General features: G+C 59.7%; 18 protein-coding genes. 8 read left to right on the top strand and 10 right to left on the bottom strand.

All coding sequences use genetic code 11. From position 1 onward, the window contains the following. Window positions 1-194 precede the first annotated feature (194 nt). The 3 genes from ACR0DS_RS03225 to trxB form a co-directional block, all read right to left on the bottom strand. Complete coding sequence (locus ACR0DS_RS03225; protein WP_480557798.1) at window positions 195-1,886, bottom strand: adenylate/guanylate cyclase domain-containing protein; 1,692 nt, start codon at window positions 1,884-1,886, stop codon at window positions 195-197. A gap of 80 nt (window positions 1,887-1,966) precedes the next feature. After that, window positions 1,967-2,416: an RES family NAD+ phosphorylase gene (locus ACR0DS_RS03220; RefSeq protein WP_480475485.1), complete on the bottom strand. Its 450-nt coding sequence runs from the start codon at window positions 2,414-2,416 to the stop codon at window positions 1,967-1,969. Window positions 2,417-2,419: 3 nt separating this feature from the next. After that, complete coding sequence (trxB, locus tag ACR0DS_RS03215) at window positions 2,420-3,361, bottom strand: thioredoxin-disulfide reductase (protein WP_267362965.1); 942 nt, start codon at window positions 3,359-3,361, stop codon at window positions 2,420-2,422. A gap of 227 nt (window positions 3,362-3,588) precedes the next feature. On the opposite strand from trxB, the gene ACR0DS_RS03210 reads away from it, so the two are divergent. After that, window positions 3,589-4,089 (top strand): Lrp/AsnC family transcriptional regulator, encoded by a 501-nt coding sequence (locus ACR0DS_RS03210; RefSeq protein WP_480475487.1) that lies wholly within the window; start codon window positions 3,589-3,591, stop codon window positions 4,087-4,089. 119 nt (window positions 4,090-4,208) lie between these two features. Here ACR0DS_RS03210 and ACR0DS_RS03205 read toward each other — a convergent pair whose 3' ends face one another. The 5 genes from ACR0DS_RS03205 to lgt form a co-directional block, all read right to left on the bottom strand. Continuing rightward, window positions 4,209-4,991: a Hint domain-containing protein gene (locus tag ACR0DS_RS03205; RefSeq protein WP_267362963.1), complete on the bottom strand. Its 783-nt coding sequence runs from the start codon at window positions 4,989-4,991 to the stop codon at window positions 4,209-4,211. A gap of 330 nt (window positions 4,992-5,321) precedes the next feature. Beyond that, window positions 5,322-5,450 (bottom strand): hypothetical protein, encoded by a 129-nt coding sequence (locus ACR0DS_RS03200; protein WP_267362961.1) that lies wholly within the window; start codon window positions 5,448-5,450, stop codon window positions 5,322-5,324. Window positions 5,451-5,720: 270 nt separating this feature from the next. Then, window positions 5,721-6,479, bottom strand: a complete 759-nt coding sequence (pgeF, locus tag ACR0DS_RS03195) for a peptidoglycan editing factor PgeF (protein ID WP_209504768.1) — start codon at window positions 6,477-6,479, stop codon at window positions 5,721-5,723. Next, a complete protein-coding gene (locus tag ACR0DS_RS03190; protein ID WP_480557796.1) occupies window positions 6,476-7,543 on the bottom strand; it encodes a class I SAM-dependent methyltransferase in 1,068 nt (355 codons plus the stop codon). Before ACR0DS_RS03190 ends, pgeF begins: the two co-directional genes overlap by 4 nt. Continuing rightward, window positions 7,540-8,430 carry a prolipoprotein diacylglyceryl transferase gene (gene lgt, locus ACR0DS_RS03185; RefSeq protein WP_480505931.1) on the bottom strand — a complete coding sequence of 297 codons (891 nt, stop codon included), beginning with the start codon at window positions 8,428-8,430 and terminating at the stop codon, window positions 7,540-7,542. Before lgt ends, ACR0DS_RS03190 begins: the two co-directional genes overlap by 4 nt. A gap of 97 nt (window positions 8,431-8,527) precedes the next feature. Here lgt and ACR0DS_RS03180 point away from each other — a divergent pair, with 97 nt between their 5' ends. The 5 genes from ACR0DS_RS03180 to ACR0DS_RS03160 all read left to right on the top strand — a co-directional run bounded on the left by ACR0DS_RS03180 (window position 8,528) and on the right by ACR0DS_RS03160 (window position 11,734). Continuing rightward, window positions 8,528-8,776 (top strand): accessory factor UbiK family protein, encoded by a 249-nt coding sequence (locus ACR0DS_RS03180; protein WP_050604795.1) that lies wholly within the window; start codon window positions 8,528-8,530, stop codon window positions 8,774-8,776. A 321-nt stretch (window positions 8,777-9,097) separates the two neighbouring features. Further along, window positions 9,098-9,598 carry a type III secretion system chaperone family protein gene (locus tag ACR0DS_RS03175; protein WP_209598027.1) on the top strand — a complete coding sequence of 167 codons (501 nt, stop codon included), beginning with the start codon at window positions 9,098-9,100 and terminating at the stop codon, window positions 9,596-9,598. A gap of 39 nt (window positions 9,599-9,637) precedes the next feature. Further along, a complete protein-coding gene (proC, locus tag ACR0DS_RS03170; protein ID WP_480557794.1) occupies window positions 9,638-10,453 on the top strand; it encodes a pyrroline-5-carboxylate reductase in 816 nt (271 codons plus the stop codon). Next, the gene (locus ACR0DS_RS03165) at window positions 10,446-10,784 is read left to right on the top strand and encodes a tRNA-binding protein (RefSeq protein WP_480475499.1); all 339 of its coding nucleotides are present in this window, start codon (window positions 10,446-10,448) and stop codon (window positions 10,782-10,784) included. The genes proC and ACR0DS_RS03165 overlap by 8 nt, the downstream gene beginning before the upstream one ends. Next, window positions 10,784-11,734: a 2-hydroxyacid dehydrogenase gene (locus ACR0DS_RS03160; protein WP_480557792.1), complete on the top strand. Its 951-nt coding sequence runs from the start codon at window positions 10,784-10,786 to the stop codon at window positions 11,732-11,734. The genes ACR0DS_RS03165 and ACR0DS_RS03160 overlap by 1 nt, the downstream gene beginning before the upstream one ends. Here ACR0DS_RS03160 and ACR0DS_RS03155 read toward each other — a convergent pair. Further along, window positions 11,731-12,309 (bottom strand): thymidine kinase, encoded by a 579-nt coding sequence (locus ACR0DS_RS03155; RefSeq protein WP_480519134.1) that lies wholly within the window; start codon window positions 12,307-12,309, stop codon window positions 11,731-11,733. The genes ACR0DS_RS03160 and ACR0DS_RS03155 overlap by 4 nt on opposite strands. 355 nt (window positions 12,310-12,664) lie before the next feature. Here ACR0DS_RS03155 and ACR0DS_RS03150 point away from each other — a divergent pair, with 355 nt between their 5' ends. Together ACR0DS_RS03150 and ACR0DS_RS03145 are read left to right on the top strand one after the other, a co-directional pair. Further along, window positions 12,665-13,126 (top strand): hypothetical protein, encoded by a 462-nt coding sequence (locus ACR0DS_RS03150; protein ID WP_480475505.1) that lies wholly within the window; start codon window positions 12,665-12,667, stop codon window positions 13,124-13,126. Between the two features lie 159 nt (window positions 13,127-13,285). Continuing rightward, window positions 13,286-15,088 (top strand): hypothetical protein, encoded by a 1,803-nt coding sequence (locus ACR0DS_RS03145; protein ID WP_480557790.1) that lies wholly within the window; start codon window positions 13,286-13,288, stop codon window positions 15,086-15,088. Window positions 15,089-15,114: 26 nt separating this feature from the next. Here ACR0DS_RS03145 and ACR0DS_RS03140 read toward each other — a convergent pair whose 3' ends face one another. Then, window positions 15,115-16,239: a beta-ketoacyl-ACP synthase III gene (locus ACR0DS_RS03140; protein WP_480557788.1), complete on the bottom strand. Its 1,125-nt coding sequence runs from the start codon at window positions 16,237-16,239 to the stop codon at window positions 15,115-15,117. Window positions 16,240-16,338: the final 99 nt, after the last annotated feature.

Here is a 16,338-nt window from a genome sequence, read left to right as displayed (position 1 = left end):
GAATACTCTTATCGCAGTGTTGTGTTGCCAGTGATTCAAGGGCGTTTTCGGGGCATTTGCACCGACTGTTGGGCGAAGTCCACTGGCGTCAATGAAACAAAGGACGATATGCGCTGATTTCTCGCGGATTGGAAGGAATTTCCAACTATGAAATCAAAATGATGATCTCGTTCCTTGGGGCGTATATATTCCGATCATGCAAAGTATGACTGTTCCTGTTTTTGCGTGTGCGGCGCAAGCCCGGACGCGCGGGTGACTGGCAGGGCGGGAATCGGATCGGCAACGCCGCGCAGCTGGAACATCCGGATACCCTCCGGCGGCAGGTCCATGCCCGCAGCCTTCAACACCTCTTGCGAGACCAGCAACTCGACCCCCAAGGCCTTGGTTTCGCTTTCCAGTCGGCTGGCCACATTGACGGCGTCGCCGATGATCGTTCTCGCGGCATGTCCCTGCGCGCCAATCTCACCCAGCACCAGATCACCAAGGTGTAAGCCCATTCCGATGCGAATGCCGGGGCTGCCTTCGGCCTCAAGCTGCTCGTTGAACCGGTCAAGGGCATGGCTGATATCTATCGCAGCCTTCAACCCCGCGCTGGCGGATGCGGCCGCATCGGGTTTCTCGAAAACCGCCAGCAACCCGTCGCCCATATACTTGTCCACGACACCGCCGTCCTTGGTGATGGCAGGTACGACGGCGTCGAAGAACCGGTTCAGCAGGAACACGATATCATAGGGCAGCTGACCCGTCGTGCGGGCGGTAAATCCGCGAATGTCCAGAAACAGCACGGCCAGTTTCCGTTCCTGCCCCTGACTGGCATGCCCGCGAACGCGCCCGCCATCCGGTTGAAAAACGCGGAAAACAGTGGTCGGTTCCGTCGGGCGGATCTGGCAGGCCAGCCGTGTCTGCGGTGAGGCGCCGACAGCGGCGAGGCTGCGGGCCTCGACATCGCCGGGCGGGGGTAGGGCGTTAGCGCCTTCCTCGATGATGACGCGGCATGTGGTGCAGCGTCCCTTCCCGCCGCACAAGGCCGTATGGGGCACACTATGTGCCTGCGAAATCTCAAGCAAGGTCATGCCCTTTTCGGCATCCACCTCGGGCCCGTTGCTGTAACTTACCCGCACCGAATGCCTGCGCCGCCACAGCTTGCGCCCGATATACACAAGACCCGTGGCCGCCAAGGCGAGCCAGAACGCCAAAAGGGCATTATCCTTGACGGTGAACATGGTCTGGAACGCCTCGGGCGAGGGCCAGTTGTAATGCTCGATATATTGTTCCCGCAGAAACTCATCCGCGAATTCCAACCAAATGCGGCGGCCCTCGGTCAGCAGACCGGCCAAGGCGAACATGGGGATGAAGACGGCAACACCGATCAGATAGGGTACGGCGCTGGACCACCATTTCGTCAGCCGTAACCACATATGCAGCCCGATACAGCCATGCACCCAGACGATCAGCAACAACGCGCTTTGCATCCAAATTACGATGTTAGGCCACATCAGGATGATGATGTACCCCATCTCGTCATTGACGTCGTAAATCTCGTGCGCGACCCGGGTCTGAATGACATGCGAGATCAGCTGCAAAGGTATCAGCAGACCCAGAACAATCTGCAACGCCGTGCTGAACGGCATGCGCAGGGTCCGGCGTTGTGCGATCGAAGCCAGGGCCAGACCGGCATGTGTGAACAACGCCGCATAAAGCAGCAGGCTCATAAAACTGTGCCGCGTCACCGCTGTTCGACCGTCCTGCATCCCGTGCAGATAATCGGTGTGAAACAGGCCCAGTCCGATGTTGATGAAATGGAAGAAAGCGAAAGCAAACAGAACCAACCCGCTGCCGATCCGAAGCCGGGTTGCCCAACCGCCACGCCACAAAGCGCTCTTCAAGAATACCACCTGTATCGCTGTTCGCCTTGGTTGGACTTTGCGAGGACGTTCGCGGTCAGGTCAAGGCTTCGGGTGCAAATCTAAGCCCGCCAGTGGGTCGCGGGGTGTTGGGAGTGAATTGATATCTTGTCCGCACAAAACAGCACCAGATGGCTGAGGTCGGGGCGCGAGCGCGAGCTGTAGATCAAGCCGTCCGCCCCCAGTGCCCGCGCTTTATCCGAAAAAGCCCATGTCGGCGAAGGGACCCCCATAGCACGATTATCCTGCCAGATCACCGACACAGCCGTCTGCCCGCGGTAGTCCACCAACCGCGCGTTTTCCACCAGAAACCTTTGTATCACGCGGTCGGGATCGTCGCCCGAGACGTAGCGCCGGATGGCGACCGAAGCGCCCTCGGCGCTGAGCGAGGCATAAAGCGCGAACTGTCCGGAATGATGAAAGCGCCCCTCAGGCGCGCGGGCAGGCAGCAATGGGGTCGCTGCCTGCGACGCAAACAGAATTCTCCAGACTGGGCCAGAGAATTCAAGCATGCATCAGTCCTGTTCGGCCAGGAACCGTTCGGCATCCAGTGCCGCCATACAGCCCATCCCGGCGCTTGTTACCGCCTGACGATAGACATGGTCGGTCAGATCGCCTGCCGCGAACACGCCGGGGATCGAGGTTTCGGTGCTGCCCGGTTTGGTGACGACATAACCACCCATATGGGTTTCCAGCGTGTCCTTGACCAACTCGTTCGCAGGGGCGTGGCCGATGGCGACAAAGACACCTTTGCACGGGATCTCGGTGATCTCGCCGGTTTTAACATGTTTGACCCGAACACCTTCGACGCCCAAAGGCGCATCGGTGCCGATCACTTCTTCCAGCTGGTGGAACCACAGCGGTTCGATCTTTTCATTCTTCAACAGGCGATCCTGAAGGATCTTTTCCGCCCGCAACTCATCACGGCGGTGGATCAGGGTCACCTTGCTGGCGAAATTGGTCAGGAACAGGGCTTCTTCCACGGCTGTGTTACCGCCACCGATCACCACGATTTCCTGCCCGCGATAGAAGAACCCGTCACAGGTGGCGCAGGCCGAGACGCCAAAGCCCTTGAACTTCTCTTCCGACGGCAGACCCAGCCATTTTGCACGCGCGCCTGTGGCCAGAATGACCGCATCAGCGGTATAGGTGGTGCCGCTGTCGCCCTTGGCGGTGAAGGGGCGCTTGCTGAGGTCCAGATCGCTAATGATATCGCCAATCACCTCACATCCCATGGCCTTCGCATGGTCCTGCATCCGCACCATCAGGTCCGGGCCCTGCACCTCGGTGTCGCCGGGCCAGTTTTCGACCTCGGTCGTCGTTGTCAGCTGACCACCGGGTTCGATGCCCTGTACCAGAATGGGTTCCAGCATGGCGCGGCTTGCATATACGCCTGCAGTGTATCCTGCGGGCCCTGACCCGATGATCAGAACCTTGGTGTGTCTTGTGTCGGCCATGGTGCCCCCGCTCGAATTGCCTGATTTGGGCCCGCGGCCCGTCGCCCCGATATAGCGACCGACTGGCCCGGCTTAAAGCCCCTTACTGTTCAGCCCCCTTCGGGCCGGGGTGCCTTGGGTTTTCGGGAAGAAGGCGAAAAGGAAACAAAGAAAATTGCGCATCTGCGAAACATTATTGCGCGCGTGTGGGGTGCTGATATAAGAACCGAAAAAATCAGGAGCATTTGATGGTCACGACTCGGCTGGATGATATTGATCGCAAGATTCTGGCGGAACTGCAGGCGGACGGTCGTATGACCAATGTCGAGCTGGCAAAACGGGTCGGAATCTCGGCCCCGCCCTGTCTGCGCCGGGTGCGCACACTCGAAGAATCCGGCTTCATCACCGGCTACCACGCCGAGGTCAACTCGCGCGAGTTGGGGTTCGAGGTTCAGGTATTTGCCATGGTAGGTCTGGACAGCCAGGCCGAAGTCGAACTGCGCGCGTTCGAAGGCCGCTGCCGCGATTGGCCATTGGTCCGCGAATGCCACATGCTGAACGGCGAAGTGGACTTCATCCTGAAATGCGTCGCACCTGACCTGAGCAGCTTTCAGCAGTTTCTGACGGGCGAGTTGCTGACCACGCCAAACGTGGCCAGCGTCAAGACATCGCTCGTTATTCGCGGCGCAAAAGACGAGCCAGGCGTACCGTTCGACGTTCTGGAAGAACGTATGAACCGGATGGCGTGACCCCAACACGTTTTGGTTGCGCGGTGATTGGTGGCAACAGTGCTGCCACCGCAAGGGATAGAACCCAACTTATTACCAGCTGCATGATGCCCCCCATAATGCAGTAATCACAATCATGCTCAGGCCGTCATCGCGTCGATCTCACCATCTCCGGCGCGCGGCATCAGCAGCGGGCCGAAATCGTTCAGCGACTCGATATGCGCGAACAGGTTCAGATAGATCGACCGAAGCGAGTGGCTGATCATGCGAACCGCATTCACACCTGGATGATATGTTTCGAACTGTAATCCATCTACGCGAATAACGGAATGGCGTTTTAAACAAATGTGAAACAGTTCAACGGGGGTGGGCGGCATTGTTTCAATGACACCCATCCCGTCCTGAAATTCGGACACGGGTGTAAGAATCGGCTGCCCCCCATGCAGGTGCCGCAAATGCGCAGGTGTACCCACGATTCGCGCCGCCGGGCCGGCAATGACACCCGACATTGGCTTTTGCATCCCGAACGTATCCGCCATGATCCGCGTCAGCGGTCGCGTCCGGCCACGTGAATCCGCGCGTCCGGGGATCAACGTGACAGATCCCTTCCATAGCACGGTTTCCGATGCGCCATCCTGCGTCAGGACCGTATCCCCCGGCATCAGATCCTCGATTGCCATCGGTCCATGTTCCGTTTCTACCAAAGATCCACGTGTGAAGGCGCAAAACGCGTCTTCAAACATCGGCAGGGCAGGTGCGATGTGGCGGGTCTGAACCACATCTCCGTTCTTCAACAGGCTGCTGACCTCATAGCGGCGCAGCTGGGCTTTTGGCTTGGAAACCGGCCGCGGCGCGTCCCGCAGCATAACAGACGTTTCGATAGCATTTCTGGCCGCGCGGGCCAGTGAATTAGGAATAGTCATTAATATTCCGTCCCCTCAAAATGTTCGGTCAGGCGCGGCGTACCCCCGTACAGACGCGCCCGGCGAACTGGTTCTTTGCCTTGAAACAAATGGGTGACCCTCGGGCGGCAACCGGTACGGTCCCGCGACGCGACTAAATCTCGCTTTCCAATGGTCAACACATTGACCCCCCAGACAAACTCGTACTTCACGGGCGAAATTGCCCGCACACACACAACTCCTAAAAAGTCACGAACCCCTCGCTCGTGACGCGCGATACATCAGGCCGGAGCGAACCTGATACGCGTTGACCCAAATAAGACCGGCAGCTTGGTCTCTGGGTTTTCTGTCTCAGCGTCGTGCCGCGATGCGACTGGCGACCCTGACAGAATTGCTTGTTACCCGCTTCCACGGCATTTCCAGGTTCTGGTCCCGAGTGGCCTCGACCATGGCTTTCAGAAAGCGTGATTTGGTCTTCATTTTTTGGTCCTGCTCTGAACGGGGTGTATTTCCCCACATCCTCTGTGAACCTTTTGTGACGCGGGTTTGCGGCAGGGATAAGGCTTATCCGGGATGATTTGCGGACAGAAAAATGAAGTCAGACGGACCTCCCACTCAACACGCCAGCGCCCGATTTTCGAACGTCAGATACCGATCTGATTACTGGCAAAAACTCGTTACGATTCTGATGCCCAATCAACACAACAAATGTGGCGGAAAAGTGGCAGGGCACCTAAATCTGGACGAAGATCACAATCTTATGACGGAAATCAACCGCCCGTAATCGACCTCGTTCGCGTGCGTTGATCGGCGATAGGAATAGAACCTGTCAGGGTCGGAATATGTGCAGTGCCGGGTCCACTCGGCCTGTCCGATTCCCGCCTGCCGCAGCCGGTGCAGCCCGAAGGCGGGCAGATCAAATTGCAGGCGGTCACTTTCACCATTGGCAAAAAAGCGGCTGTTGTCCGGCGAATCCGCCAGGAACGCGTCCAGAAACTCTGGCCCCACCTCGTAAGCGCGCTGGGAAATACTGGGTCCGATCACGGCGCAGATATTGCTGCGGTCGGCTCCCAGCGCCTCCATCGCGTCCAGCGTCGCTTCCAGAACACCGTCCAGCGCGCCGCGCCACCCGGCATGGGCGGCACCGATCACATGCGCATCGGGATCGGCGAACAGAACCGGCTGGCAATCGGCCGTCAGGATCGTCAGGGCCAGACCGGGTGTTGCTGTGACAATGGCATCCGCTTTGGGCTTTTCACCTTCAACCGGGGCTTTGACTGTCAGAACCGTTGGCGAATGAACCTGATGTACCGCGACCATTGCCTCGGGGTCCACCTCCATCGCGTCGGCCACCCGCCGCCGATTCAGCGCGACAATCTCGGTTTGATCCGAGGACCCCTGACCACAGTTCAACCCGCTGAAAATTCCTGAAGACGCGCCGCCGCGACGGGTAAAGAACCCATGGCGAAATGGCGACAGCAGATCCGAGGTCAGAATTTCCAGCGTCATGGTTCCAATCCTGGTGGTGGGGCGGCATAGGCCGGGAAAAGGCCCATCACCTTGAACAGATTTCCCATTTCATCAGGATGCGTCAACCGCCGATGCGCGGCAATCAGCGCATCCAGCTCGGAACCGCTCAGCGCCTTGGACAGGGCTTGCGCGCGGGCGGTGATCCCCAGCCGTTCAAGGAAGACGCCCTGCGGTGTCAGGCGCGTATGCCTGCACCCACAGGCGCGGGTCGCGACGGCCAAAGGCTCAAAATCCACATGCGCGGTCAAATCGGCCTGACCGGGCGATGCCAGAGGATCGGCAAGTTCGTGGTTTTGCAGCGCCTGCAAGGTATCGCCCAGCGAATGCCAGTCACCATAATCTACAATCAATGCCGCGCCGCCATGGCTGGCGATCCGCCCCGCGATCACGGTCAGAATCGGAATTGCAGCAGCACACAGTTCGACCAGATCACCGTCCTTGGTGTCCGACAGCCTGTCATTCAACGCCACCTGCGGCCCGATCGCGCCCAGTCCGAACGTCAACCCGCCGTCACGCTCACCCACCAGACGCTCGCGCCAGCCCGTACCGTCACGCTGAAACTGGCGGATGGGCAGGGCATCAAAGAATTCGTTGGCCATCAGCAACAGCGGCTGGTCGGGCAGTTCGGCGATCGTTGCAATCCAGACCGCCTCGTAATCCTTCAGCGTTGCCGCCTGCACCTGTTTCAATACAGGCGATGCTTCAACCAGTACAACCTGCGCTGCCTCGTGAAATCCGGGTACTGACCGTGTGGCGCGCAGAATATCGGCCATCAGGGTACCACGCCCCGGCCCCAGCTCGCATAGGGTAAACGGTGCGGGCCGACCCTGATCCATCCAGCTCTGCGCAAGGCATAGCCCGACCAGCTCCCCGAACATCTGGCTGATTTCCGGCGCTGTGGTGAAATCCCCTGCAACCCCCAGCGGATCACGGGTCGTGTAATAGCCCAGCGTCGGATGCAGCAGGCATTCTCCCATGAAATCTGCCACGCTCATCGGTCCATCCTGCCGGATGCGGGCGACCAGATGATCGGTCAGGCTCATGCCGCCCGCCGCCGCGCACGCAGGGCAAACCACAGACCAAGCGCGATCATCGGCAGCGACAGGAACTGCCCCATGGTCAGCCCGTACCCGCCCACATGCCAGGCCAGCCCCAGCGGATTGCCGGGCGATACGAACTGCGCATCCGGCTGGCGAAAGAACTCGACGATAAAGCGCGACGCGCCGTAGCCCGCAAGGAACGTCCCCATGACTAGGCCCGGTGTGCGAAAACCGCCGCGCCGATAGACCAGCCACAGCAGTACCGCCCCAAGCAACACCCCCTCCAGCGCGGCCTCATACAGCTGCGACGGGTGCCGGGCGCACATGCCTGCGACCACGCCGGGGCAATCCTGCGCAGCATATCCAGGAAAGATGACAGCCCAGGGCAGCTCACTCGGGCGGCCCCACAGCTCGGCGTTGACGAAATTGGCCAGCCGCCCCAGCAGCAATCCGGGCGGAACGGTGTAGGCAACCAGATCCCCCAGCGACAGGGCAGGGATCCGGTGCCGTCGTGCAAACAGGTACGACGCAAGGATCACGCCCAGCAGGCCGCCATGAAACGCCATGCCGCCTTGCCAGACCTTCACGATCTCCAGCGGGTGCGACAGGTAATAACCCGGCTGATAAAACAGCACAAAGCCCAGCCGCCCGCCCAGAATCACGCCCAGAATGATCCAGGTAACCAGATCCTCCAGCTGTTCGGGCTTCATCGGCGGGCCATCCGCAGGCCAGAGCGCCGGGCGGCGCAACGCCACAACAGCCAGCCGCCACGCGATCAGGATGCCCGCGATATAGGCCAGCGCATACCACCTTAACGCGAATTCCATCCCGAACAGCGGGATCGAGAACAGTTCGGGCGACAGATCGGGGAAATTCAGAACAGCCTGCATGTGCGTCTCATTGCCCGGGGTTTGCAGGTCAAGTCAACCTTGAGCCCGCGCCATTCTTTGCCCATATACAGGTAAACCGCGAGATCGGAGAACAGATATGCAGACCCGCAACAAAATCCTGGATGACGTGTCCCAGCTGATGACCAACGCCATGGGCGTGGCGCAGGGCGCGCGGGAAGAGGCTGAAAACGCGATGAAGTCGATGATCGACCGCTGGCTGGCCGACCGCGATTTCGTCACCCGCGAAGAATTCGACGCCGTGCGCGCCATGGCTCAGAAGGCGCGCGAAGAAAATGCGGCACTCGAAGCCCGCATCGCCGCGCTCGAGGCGAAACTGGACAAATAACGCCCCGGCGTTCCCTTTATTCACAATTTTCGGACAAAGCATTCCGCCGCGCAATCCAGCCCGGATTGTGCGGTGCTGTGTATTCTGACGTGTCGCAGAATTTATTCAAGACAAAGCTGACTCTGGCGCCAATATTTTGATCGCCGTTGCCTTCTGTCCACAACTTATTGCTGTTATCCCCAATAATTAGGGTTGCCAGAACTTACGCCACATCGCACCATATTTAGTACAGGCCTATGGGGGAAGCCCGGTTTGTAGAGCAGGCAACTAGCGCTGGGGCGCTGCCAGCCCCGAAATGCTAGAGATTAGTGAGGTGGCATTATGGCCCTTTCCGAGCAGTATCTCGAAGAAGACATTCATCCGATCGACATTGTTGAGCATCTGGCCGAACATCACGACTGGGATTTTGATCGCATTGGGGACGATCAGATTGCCATGGCCGTTGAAGGGCAGTGGCGCACCTATTCGATCACGCTGGCCTGGTCCAACTATGACGAAACGCTGCGCATGGTGTGCAGCTTCGAAATGGAACCACCGGCCGAGCGTGAAATGCAGCTCTATGAGCTGCTCAACAAGATGAACGACCAGTGCTGGGCAGGCGCGTTTACCTATTGGGCAAACCAGAAGCTGATGGTCTATCGCTATGGTCTGGTCCTTGCAGGCGGGCAAACGGCCAGCGCTGACCAGATCGACACGATGATCAATGCCGCCGTCATGAGCGCCGAGCGGTACTACCCCGCGATCCAATTGGTGACCTGGGGCAACAGAGGGCCAGAAGAAGCCATGCAAGTGGCCATTGCAGAGGCCTACGGCCGCGCGTAAACCTTTGCCCCGAACCGATATGTAAAGCGGGAGGGGCAAATGGACATGACGCGCGTGGCCGAACAGGGGCTTGTGCTTCTGGGGTGCGGAAAGATGGGGTCCGCAATGCTGGCGGGATGGCTGGAACACGGCCTTCCGCCAGCTTCCGTTTGGGTCATCGATCCCTACCCGTCAGATTGGCTGAAGGCGCAGGGCGTCAATATCAACGCACCGTTGCCCGAATCTCCCGCCGTGGTGCTGGTTGCGGTCAAACCGCAGATGATGGGCGAAGCCCTGCCTGCCATTCAGGCGCTGGGCGGCGGGTCCAGCCTGTTCATTTCCGTTGCGGCTGGCACCTCGATTGCCACCTTCGAATCCGTTCTGGGCCGTGACACCCCGATCATTCGCGCCATGCCCAACACGCCCGCCGCCATCCGTCAGGGCATCACGGCACTGATCGGCAACGCACACACCTCCGAGACCGACATGGAACAGGCCGAAAACCTGCTGGCGGCAGTGGGTCAGACCGTTCGCCTAGAGGATGAGGCACAGATGGACGCCGTCACCGGGCTCAGCGGGTCCGGCCCGGCCTATGTGTTCCATCTGATCGAAACCCTGGCCGCAGCGGGCGAGGCGCATGGCCTGCCTGCCGAGCTTGCGATGAAACTGGCCAAGTCCACTGTGGCCGGTGCCGGGGCACTGGCCATGGCGTCCGACGAAGACCCCGCGCAGCTGCGCATCAACGTGACCTCTCCGAACGGTACCACACAGGCCGCGCTTGAGGTTCTGATGCATCAGGAAACCGGCTTTCCTGACCTGCTGCACCGTGCCGTCAAGGCCGCAACCGACCGATCCAAGGAGCTCTCGCGTGAATGAAATTTCGTTCGACGACTTTCTCAAGGTCGATATTCGCGTGGGCGAGGTGATCCGCGCCGAACCCTATCCCGAGGCCCGCAAACCCGCGATCAAGATGTGGATCGACTTTGGCGACGAGATCGGCGAGCGCAAGACCTCGGCCCAGATCACCGCGCATTACGATCCGGCCACTCTGGTTGGCAAACAGGTCATGGCTGTCGTCAACTTCCCTCCGCGCCAGATCGGCAAGTTCATGTCCGAGGTTCTGGTGCTGGGTCTTCCCGATGACAGCGGTGAGATCGTTTTGATCGGCCCTGACGGCAAGGTTCCAACCGGCGGGCGGATGCACTGATGAAACTGCTGATCACGCGTCCGATGACACCGGCAGTCGAATCGCGCGCCCGCGCCGATTTCGATGTAACCATCCGGGAAAACACCCTGCCCATGGCGCGGCAGGAGATGCTGGCCGCTCTGGCCGGATACGACGTTGTTGTGCCGACATTGGGCGATCAGTTCTCGGCTCGGATCTTTGCCGAGGTCGGTCAGCCGCGCTGCAAGCTGCTGGCCAATTTCGGTGTTGGCTTCAACCATATCGACGTGGATGCCGCACGCGCGGCCGGGATTGACGTAACCAACACGCCCGGCGCGGTCACCGATGCCACAGCCGATATCGCCATGACCCTGCTGCTGACCACAGCCCGGCGCGCCGGTGAGGGGGAGCGGCTGGTGCGATCGGGGCAGTGGCAGGGCTGGCACCCGACGCAGATGCTGGGCCATCATGTGACCGGCAAGCGCGTGGGCATCGTCGGCATGGGCCGCATCGGGCAGGCCATCGCGCGTCGCTGTCATTTCGGGTTTGCCATGCAGGTGGCCTATCAGTCCCGCAATGCAAAAGATCTGGACTTTCCGGCGGAATTCACACCTGACCTTGAAACACTCGCCGCTTCGGTCGATTTCCTTGTGCTTGCGGTTCCCGGCGGTGCGGAAACCCGCCACCTGATCAATGCGCAGATTCTTGAGGCGATGAACCCCTCGGCTATTCTGGTCAACATCGCCCGTGGCGAGGTGGTGGACGAGGTCGCGCTGATCACGGCGCTGCAAACCGGTCAGATCGCGGGGGCGGGGCTTGACGTCTACGAATTCGAACCCAAAGTGCCGCAATCCCTGTGCGAAATGGAAAACGTCACCCTGCTGCCCCATCTGGGCACTGCCACCGAAGAGGTGCGCAGCAGCATGGGGCACATGGCGCTGGATAACGTGGCGGCCTTTGTCGCGGGCAGGGCGCTGCCCAACCCGGTCTAGTCGCCGACCGCCTCGCGCCAGTGTTTGCGGCAGAGCGAGACATAGGTCTCGTTCCCACCGATCTGCACCTGCGCCCCTTCAGTGATGGCCTTTCCGGTCTCGTCGCGACGAATCACCATCGTGGCCTTGCGGCCGCATTCACAGATCGTGCGCACCTCGCGCATTTCGTCGGCAAGGGCCAGCAGGGCGGCAGAACCGGGGAACAGCTTGCCCTGAAAATCCACGCGCAGCCCATAGGCCAGCACCGGCACATCCAGATCGTCCACCGCACGGGCCAGTTGCCAGACCTGCGCCTCGGACAGGAACTGCGCCTCATCAATGAAAACGCAGGCCACGGAACCATTGTCCAGCCGGGATCGGATCATGGCGAAGACATCATCTTCGGGTGTGAACGTGTCAGCCTGCTCCGATATGCCGATGCGCGATGCAATCCGCCCCGCACCCGCCCGCCCGTCAAGGGCGGCGGTCATCAGATAGGTCTGCATCCCGCGCTCGCGATAGTTGTGCGACGCCTGTAGCAACACGGTCGACTTGCCCGCGTTCATGGTGGAATAGTTGAAATACAGCTTTGCCATGGCGTGGGTCTAAAACGCCCGGCCAAAAGGAACAAGAGAGCAAAGGGATGTAAGAAGCGACGTCGCCGTTGCGTGCGCAGAGGCCGAGCTGGGCTCGTAGGGGATGGAACCCCCGCGTCTGCAACAGCGACGCCGTCGGCCAACATGTGGCCAAAACAAAGCAAGGCCCAACAATACCGCCCCGCAATCACTCTTTACCGGCTTGAACTGCCGCCACTCACTCACAAAATCCCCCGCTTATCTGAGGGATAGTCAATGTATGACATTTCAATTATGACTCAGGTATGGGAAATTTCCCGACGCTTTCCCCGGTTTGGACACCGGGCGGGCGTTTGCAGGTAATAAAGGTAAATCAATGGCAGATATCGGGGCCTATCTGAAGAAACACACAGAAGCGCTGGTCAAAGATGTCGGAATAGAAGCTGCTTGTGAAATCACCGGAAAATCCAAGGCGACCCTGGGCCGGTATTATTCGGACAATGCCGAACACGCGGACAGGTTCATGCCCGTGGATGCGGTGGCCCGGCTTGAAAACGCAGCAACTTATCCGCATGTGACATCCGCGCTGGCGGATCTGAAAAACATCACCTTGTCCTACAGCGAACGCAACACCGAGGATCCTCGCACAGGCGGGGTGAATTCGGATGTCATCGCGCTCAGCCAGCGGTTTGCAATGTTGATGACTGAATATCAGTCCGCTATCGAAGATGGCATCATCACGGTGAACGAAGCCAAAAGGCTGCTGAAAGAAACCAGTTTGCTTCAGCAGGTCCTGATAGAAATGAAACTGCACCTGGAAGAAGAAAGCGTCAGCTAGGCTTGGTGGCGGCCAGCTATCGGCCAAAAACCGCCTGCCCGGATCGCCGCAGATGTCGTGCGCTTTGTGGCATGATCATCAACCGGACTCTGCGCCTCAATTCAGTCACGTCTTTCAGATAAGCTGTGGCGCAGGCAAGATCGTCAAGGGCAGTAAACCATGCAGAAAATGCAGGGAAATTACAGCATTCTCGCAGACCGTATGGTTTGGCGGTCGTTCCTGTTTGTCTATGCGCTCTGTCTGGCCACGGTGCTGTTTGGCGCTTATCAGGAAGGCCCTGATGACGCGATGCGCTGGGTCATGGTACAGGACCTGCTGGCGGGACAGGGCTGGTTTGACGCCTATCAGCATCGGCTGGGCCCCGGTGACGGCACGCTGATGCACTGGTCCCGGCTTGTCGATGCACCGATTGCCGGGATCTACGCGCTGTCCGCAATGGTCGTGCCGCCCGACACCGCCTTGCAAGTGACCGCGTTTGTGTGGCCGGTGCTTCTGGCGGGGCTGACCCTGTGGGCCTTTGCTGTCACCGGCGCAGCGTTGGGCGGGCGAAATGGCGCGATTTCGGCACTGGTGGTCGGTGCGCTGACGCTCGAACATTATCGGAAGTTCGACTATTTCTCGTTTGACCACCACAATGTTCAGATTCTGCTGTTTGCAGCGGCCCTCATGTTCTTTGTCCTGCGCAAGGCCAAACCCTCTGCTGCGGGATGGCTGGGTGTCTGTCTGGCCCTTTCGGTGTCCATCGGAACCGAATCGATCGTGCAGGTCGCGATTATCGCGGTGTTCTTCACGATTGACTGGATCGTGACCGGCACAGCCGCCCGCCGCCGCACCATAGTGTTTGGAACCGGGCTGGCGCTGACCCTGTTGTTGGCCAGCGTTGCAACAACGGGGCGTCAGGGTTTTCTGTTCCCAAGCTGCGATGCCCTGACGATCAGTGTGGCCCTGCCGGCCGGGATCGCGGCCCTGTGCCTGTGTGCAGCAGCCTGGGTCGGGTCGGGCTGGTCCTATTGGGGGCGCATCGGCGCGTGTCTTGCGACAGGCGCTGTAACACTTGGCTGCGCTTACGCATTTGCACCGCATTGCCTTGAAAACCCGATTGCGGACCTGCCTCAGGACATGCGCGACTTCTGGCTCAGCCAGGTTGCCGAAGCACAGAATATAACCGTCGTGCTGGAACGACATCGGGGCGAGGCTGCGGCCCTGATCGCCATGTCCGTCATCACGGCGGTTGCAGCCTTGTTCTTTGCCCGCCAGTCGCAAGACAAACTGGATTACCTTCTGTTTCTGGCGCTGATTGTGACCGGGTTTTCCATGTTTCTGTACCAGTCCCGGATGATGACGTTTCTGGGCGTGTCTCTTGTGGCTGTTCAGGCTCAGGTGCTGCGGACCCTTTACGTCAGTTACAGAACCCATGGCCGCACGCTCTCCGGCTTGGCTATGATCGGCTTTATCGTCTGCGTCTCGCCAAAGATTGGTAGCAGCGTGGAAAAACAGCTGGAACGGTTTGCGCGCCCCTCCGTTGCGGCACCCGTCGCCGAGGTCGCGCAGGATTCGCAAAACATCAGCGCCCCCTGCAAAGCGCCCGAGGCCTACGCGGCCCTGCAAGACCTGCCAGCCGGAATGGTTCTGGTCGATTTTGATTATGCGGCAGAAGTGCTGCGCTATACCGATCATTCGGTTCTGGCGGGGAATTATCACCGCAACCGGGCCGGAATTCAGGCGCAGATCGCGGTTTTGCGTATGGATGCGTCCCAGGCCGGTCCGCGTCTTGCCGCGCTGGGTGTAAACTATGTGCTGCTCTGCACCGCCGCGCCCCGTGCCGAATTCTGGGATTGGGCATCTCAGGGGCGCGGGCTGCAATCCCAACTGGCGAGGGGTGAGACCCCGGCCTATCTCAGCCGGATTGATGGTGGGGAAGGGGCCGCGTTTCAGGTTTTTCAGCTCGCGGCCGATCTCTAGGCCGTAAGCGCATTGCGGAATGTCGATCAGGCGTGACGCTTCACGATCACCGATCCAACCGAATACCCGGCCCCAAAAGAACAGATCAGGCCCAGATCGCCCTCTTGCAGATCGTCAGAGTATTTCGAAAACGCAATGATCGACCCTGCGGATGAGGTGTTCGCATAATCCTGAAGGATATTGGGTTGCTCGCCCGCCTCGGGTTCGCGGCCCAGAACCTTCTTGCCGATGAAGTCGTTCATCGTCTTGTTGGCCTGATGCAGCCACAGGCGTTTGAGGTCGGTATTGCTGACCCCTTCGGCTTCCATATGGTCGCTGATATGCTTGCTGACCATCGGCAACACTTCCTTGAACACCTTCCGGCCGTTCTGCATGAACTGCATGTCGCGGCGGTCAATCACGCCATCGGGGCGCGACCGGCGCAGGAACCCGTTGTTGTTGCGGATATTGTTTGAAAAGGCGGTGGCACAGCGGGTCGACAGGATTTCGAAATGCGGGCCTTTGGCGTCTTCGATCCGCTCGATCAGCGTTGCCGTTGCCACATCGCCAAAGATAAAGTGACAATCCCGGTCGCGCCATTCCAGATGGCCCGAGCAGATTTCAGGGTTCACCACCAACGCCGCGCGCACCGACCCGGACCGCACCATATCCGCCGCCGCCTGAATGCCGAACGTGGCCGAAGAACAGGCGACATTCATGTCAAAGCCAAACCCGTCGATGCCCAGTTCCTGCTGAATCTCGATTGCAATCGCCGGATAGGCGCGTTCATGGTTCGAGGCCGCACAGATCACCAGATCGACATCCGCCGCCGTGCGCCCCGCCTGCGCCAGCGCCTTCCTGCAGGCATCCACTGCCATCTCGGTCATGATCCCGGGCTCGTCATCGCTGCGCTGGCGCAGCGTCGGGTGCATCACGTCCGGGTTCAGCACCCCGGCCTTGTCCATCACGTACCGGTTCTGAATGCCCGACGCCTTGACGATGAACTCTTCCGAGGAATGCTGCATCGCCTCCATCTGCCCGGCTGCGATGGCCTCGGCATTCTTCGCGTTCTGCTTGTCGGCATAAGCGTTGAACGCTTCGACAAGCTCGGCGTTGGTGATGACGTTCTCCGGCGTGAAGACACCGGTACCGGTGATGGCGGGGGTATACATGGCGGGTCCTGAATGTTTCGGATTCGCCCAAAATGCAGTCATGGCGTGATTTGATCAAGATATGTTGACCCAAGGGAATTCTTTTCGGGGCACAGTTTC

The organism is Ruegeria sp. AF5, assembly GCF_056541905.1.
The sequence above is the reverse complement of the archived record's forward strand: the minus strand, read 5'-3'. Positions and strand labels throughout refer to the sequence as shown.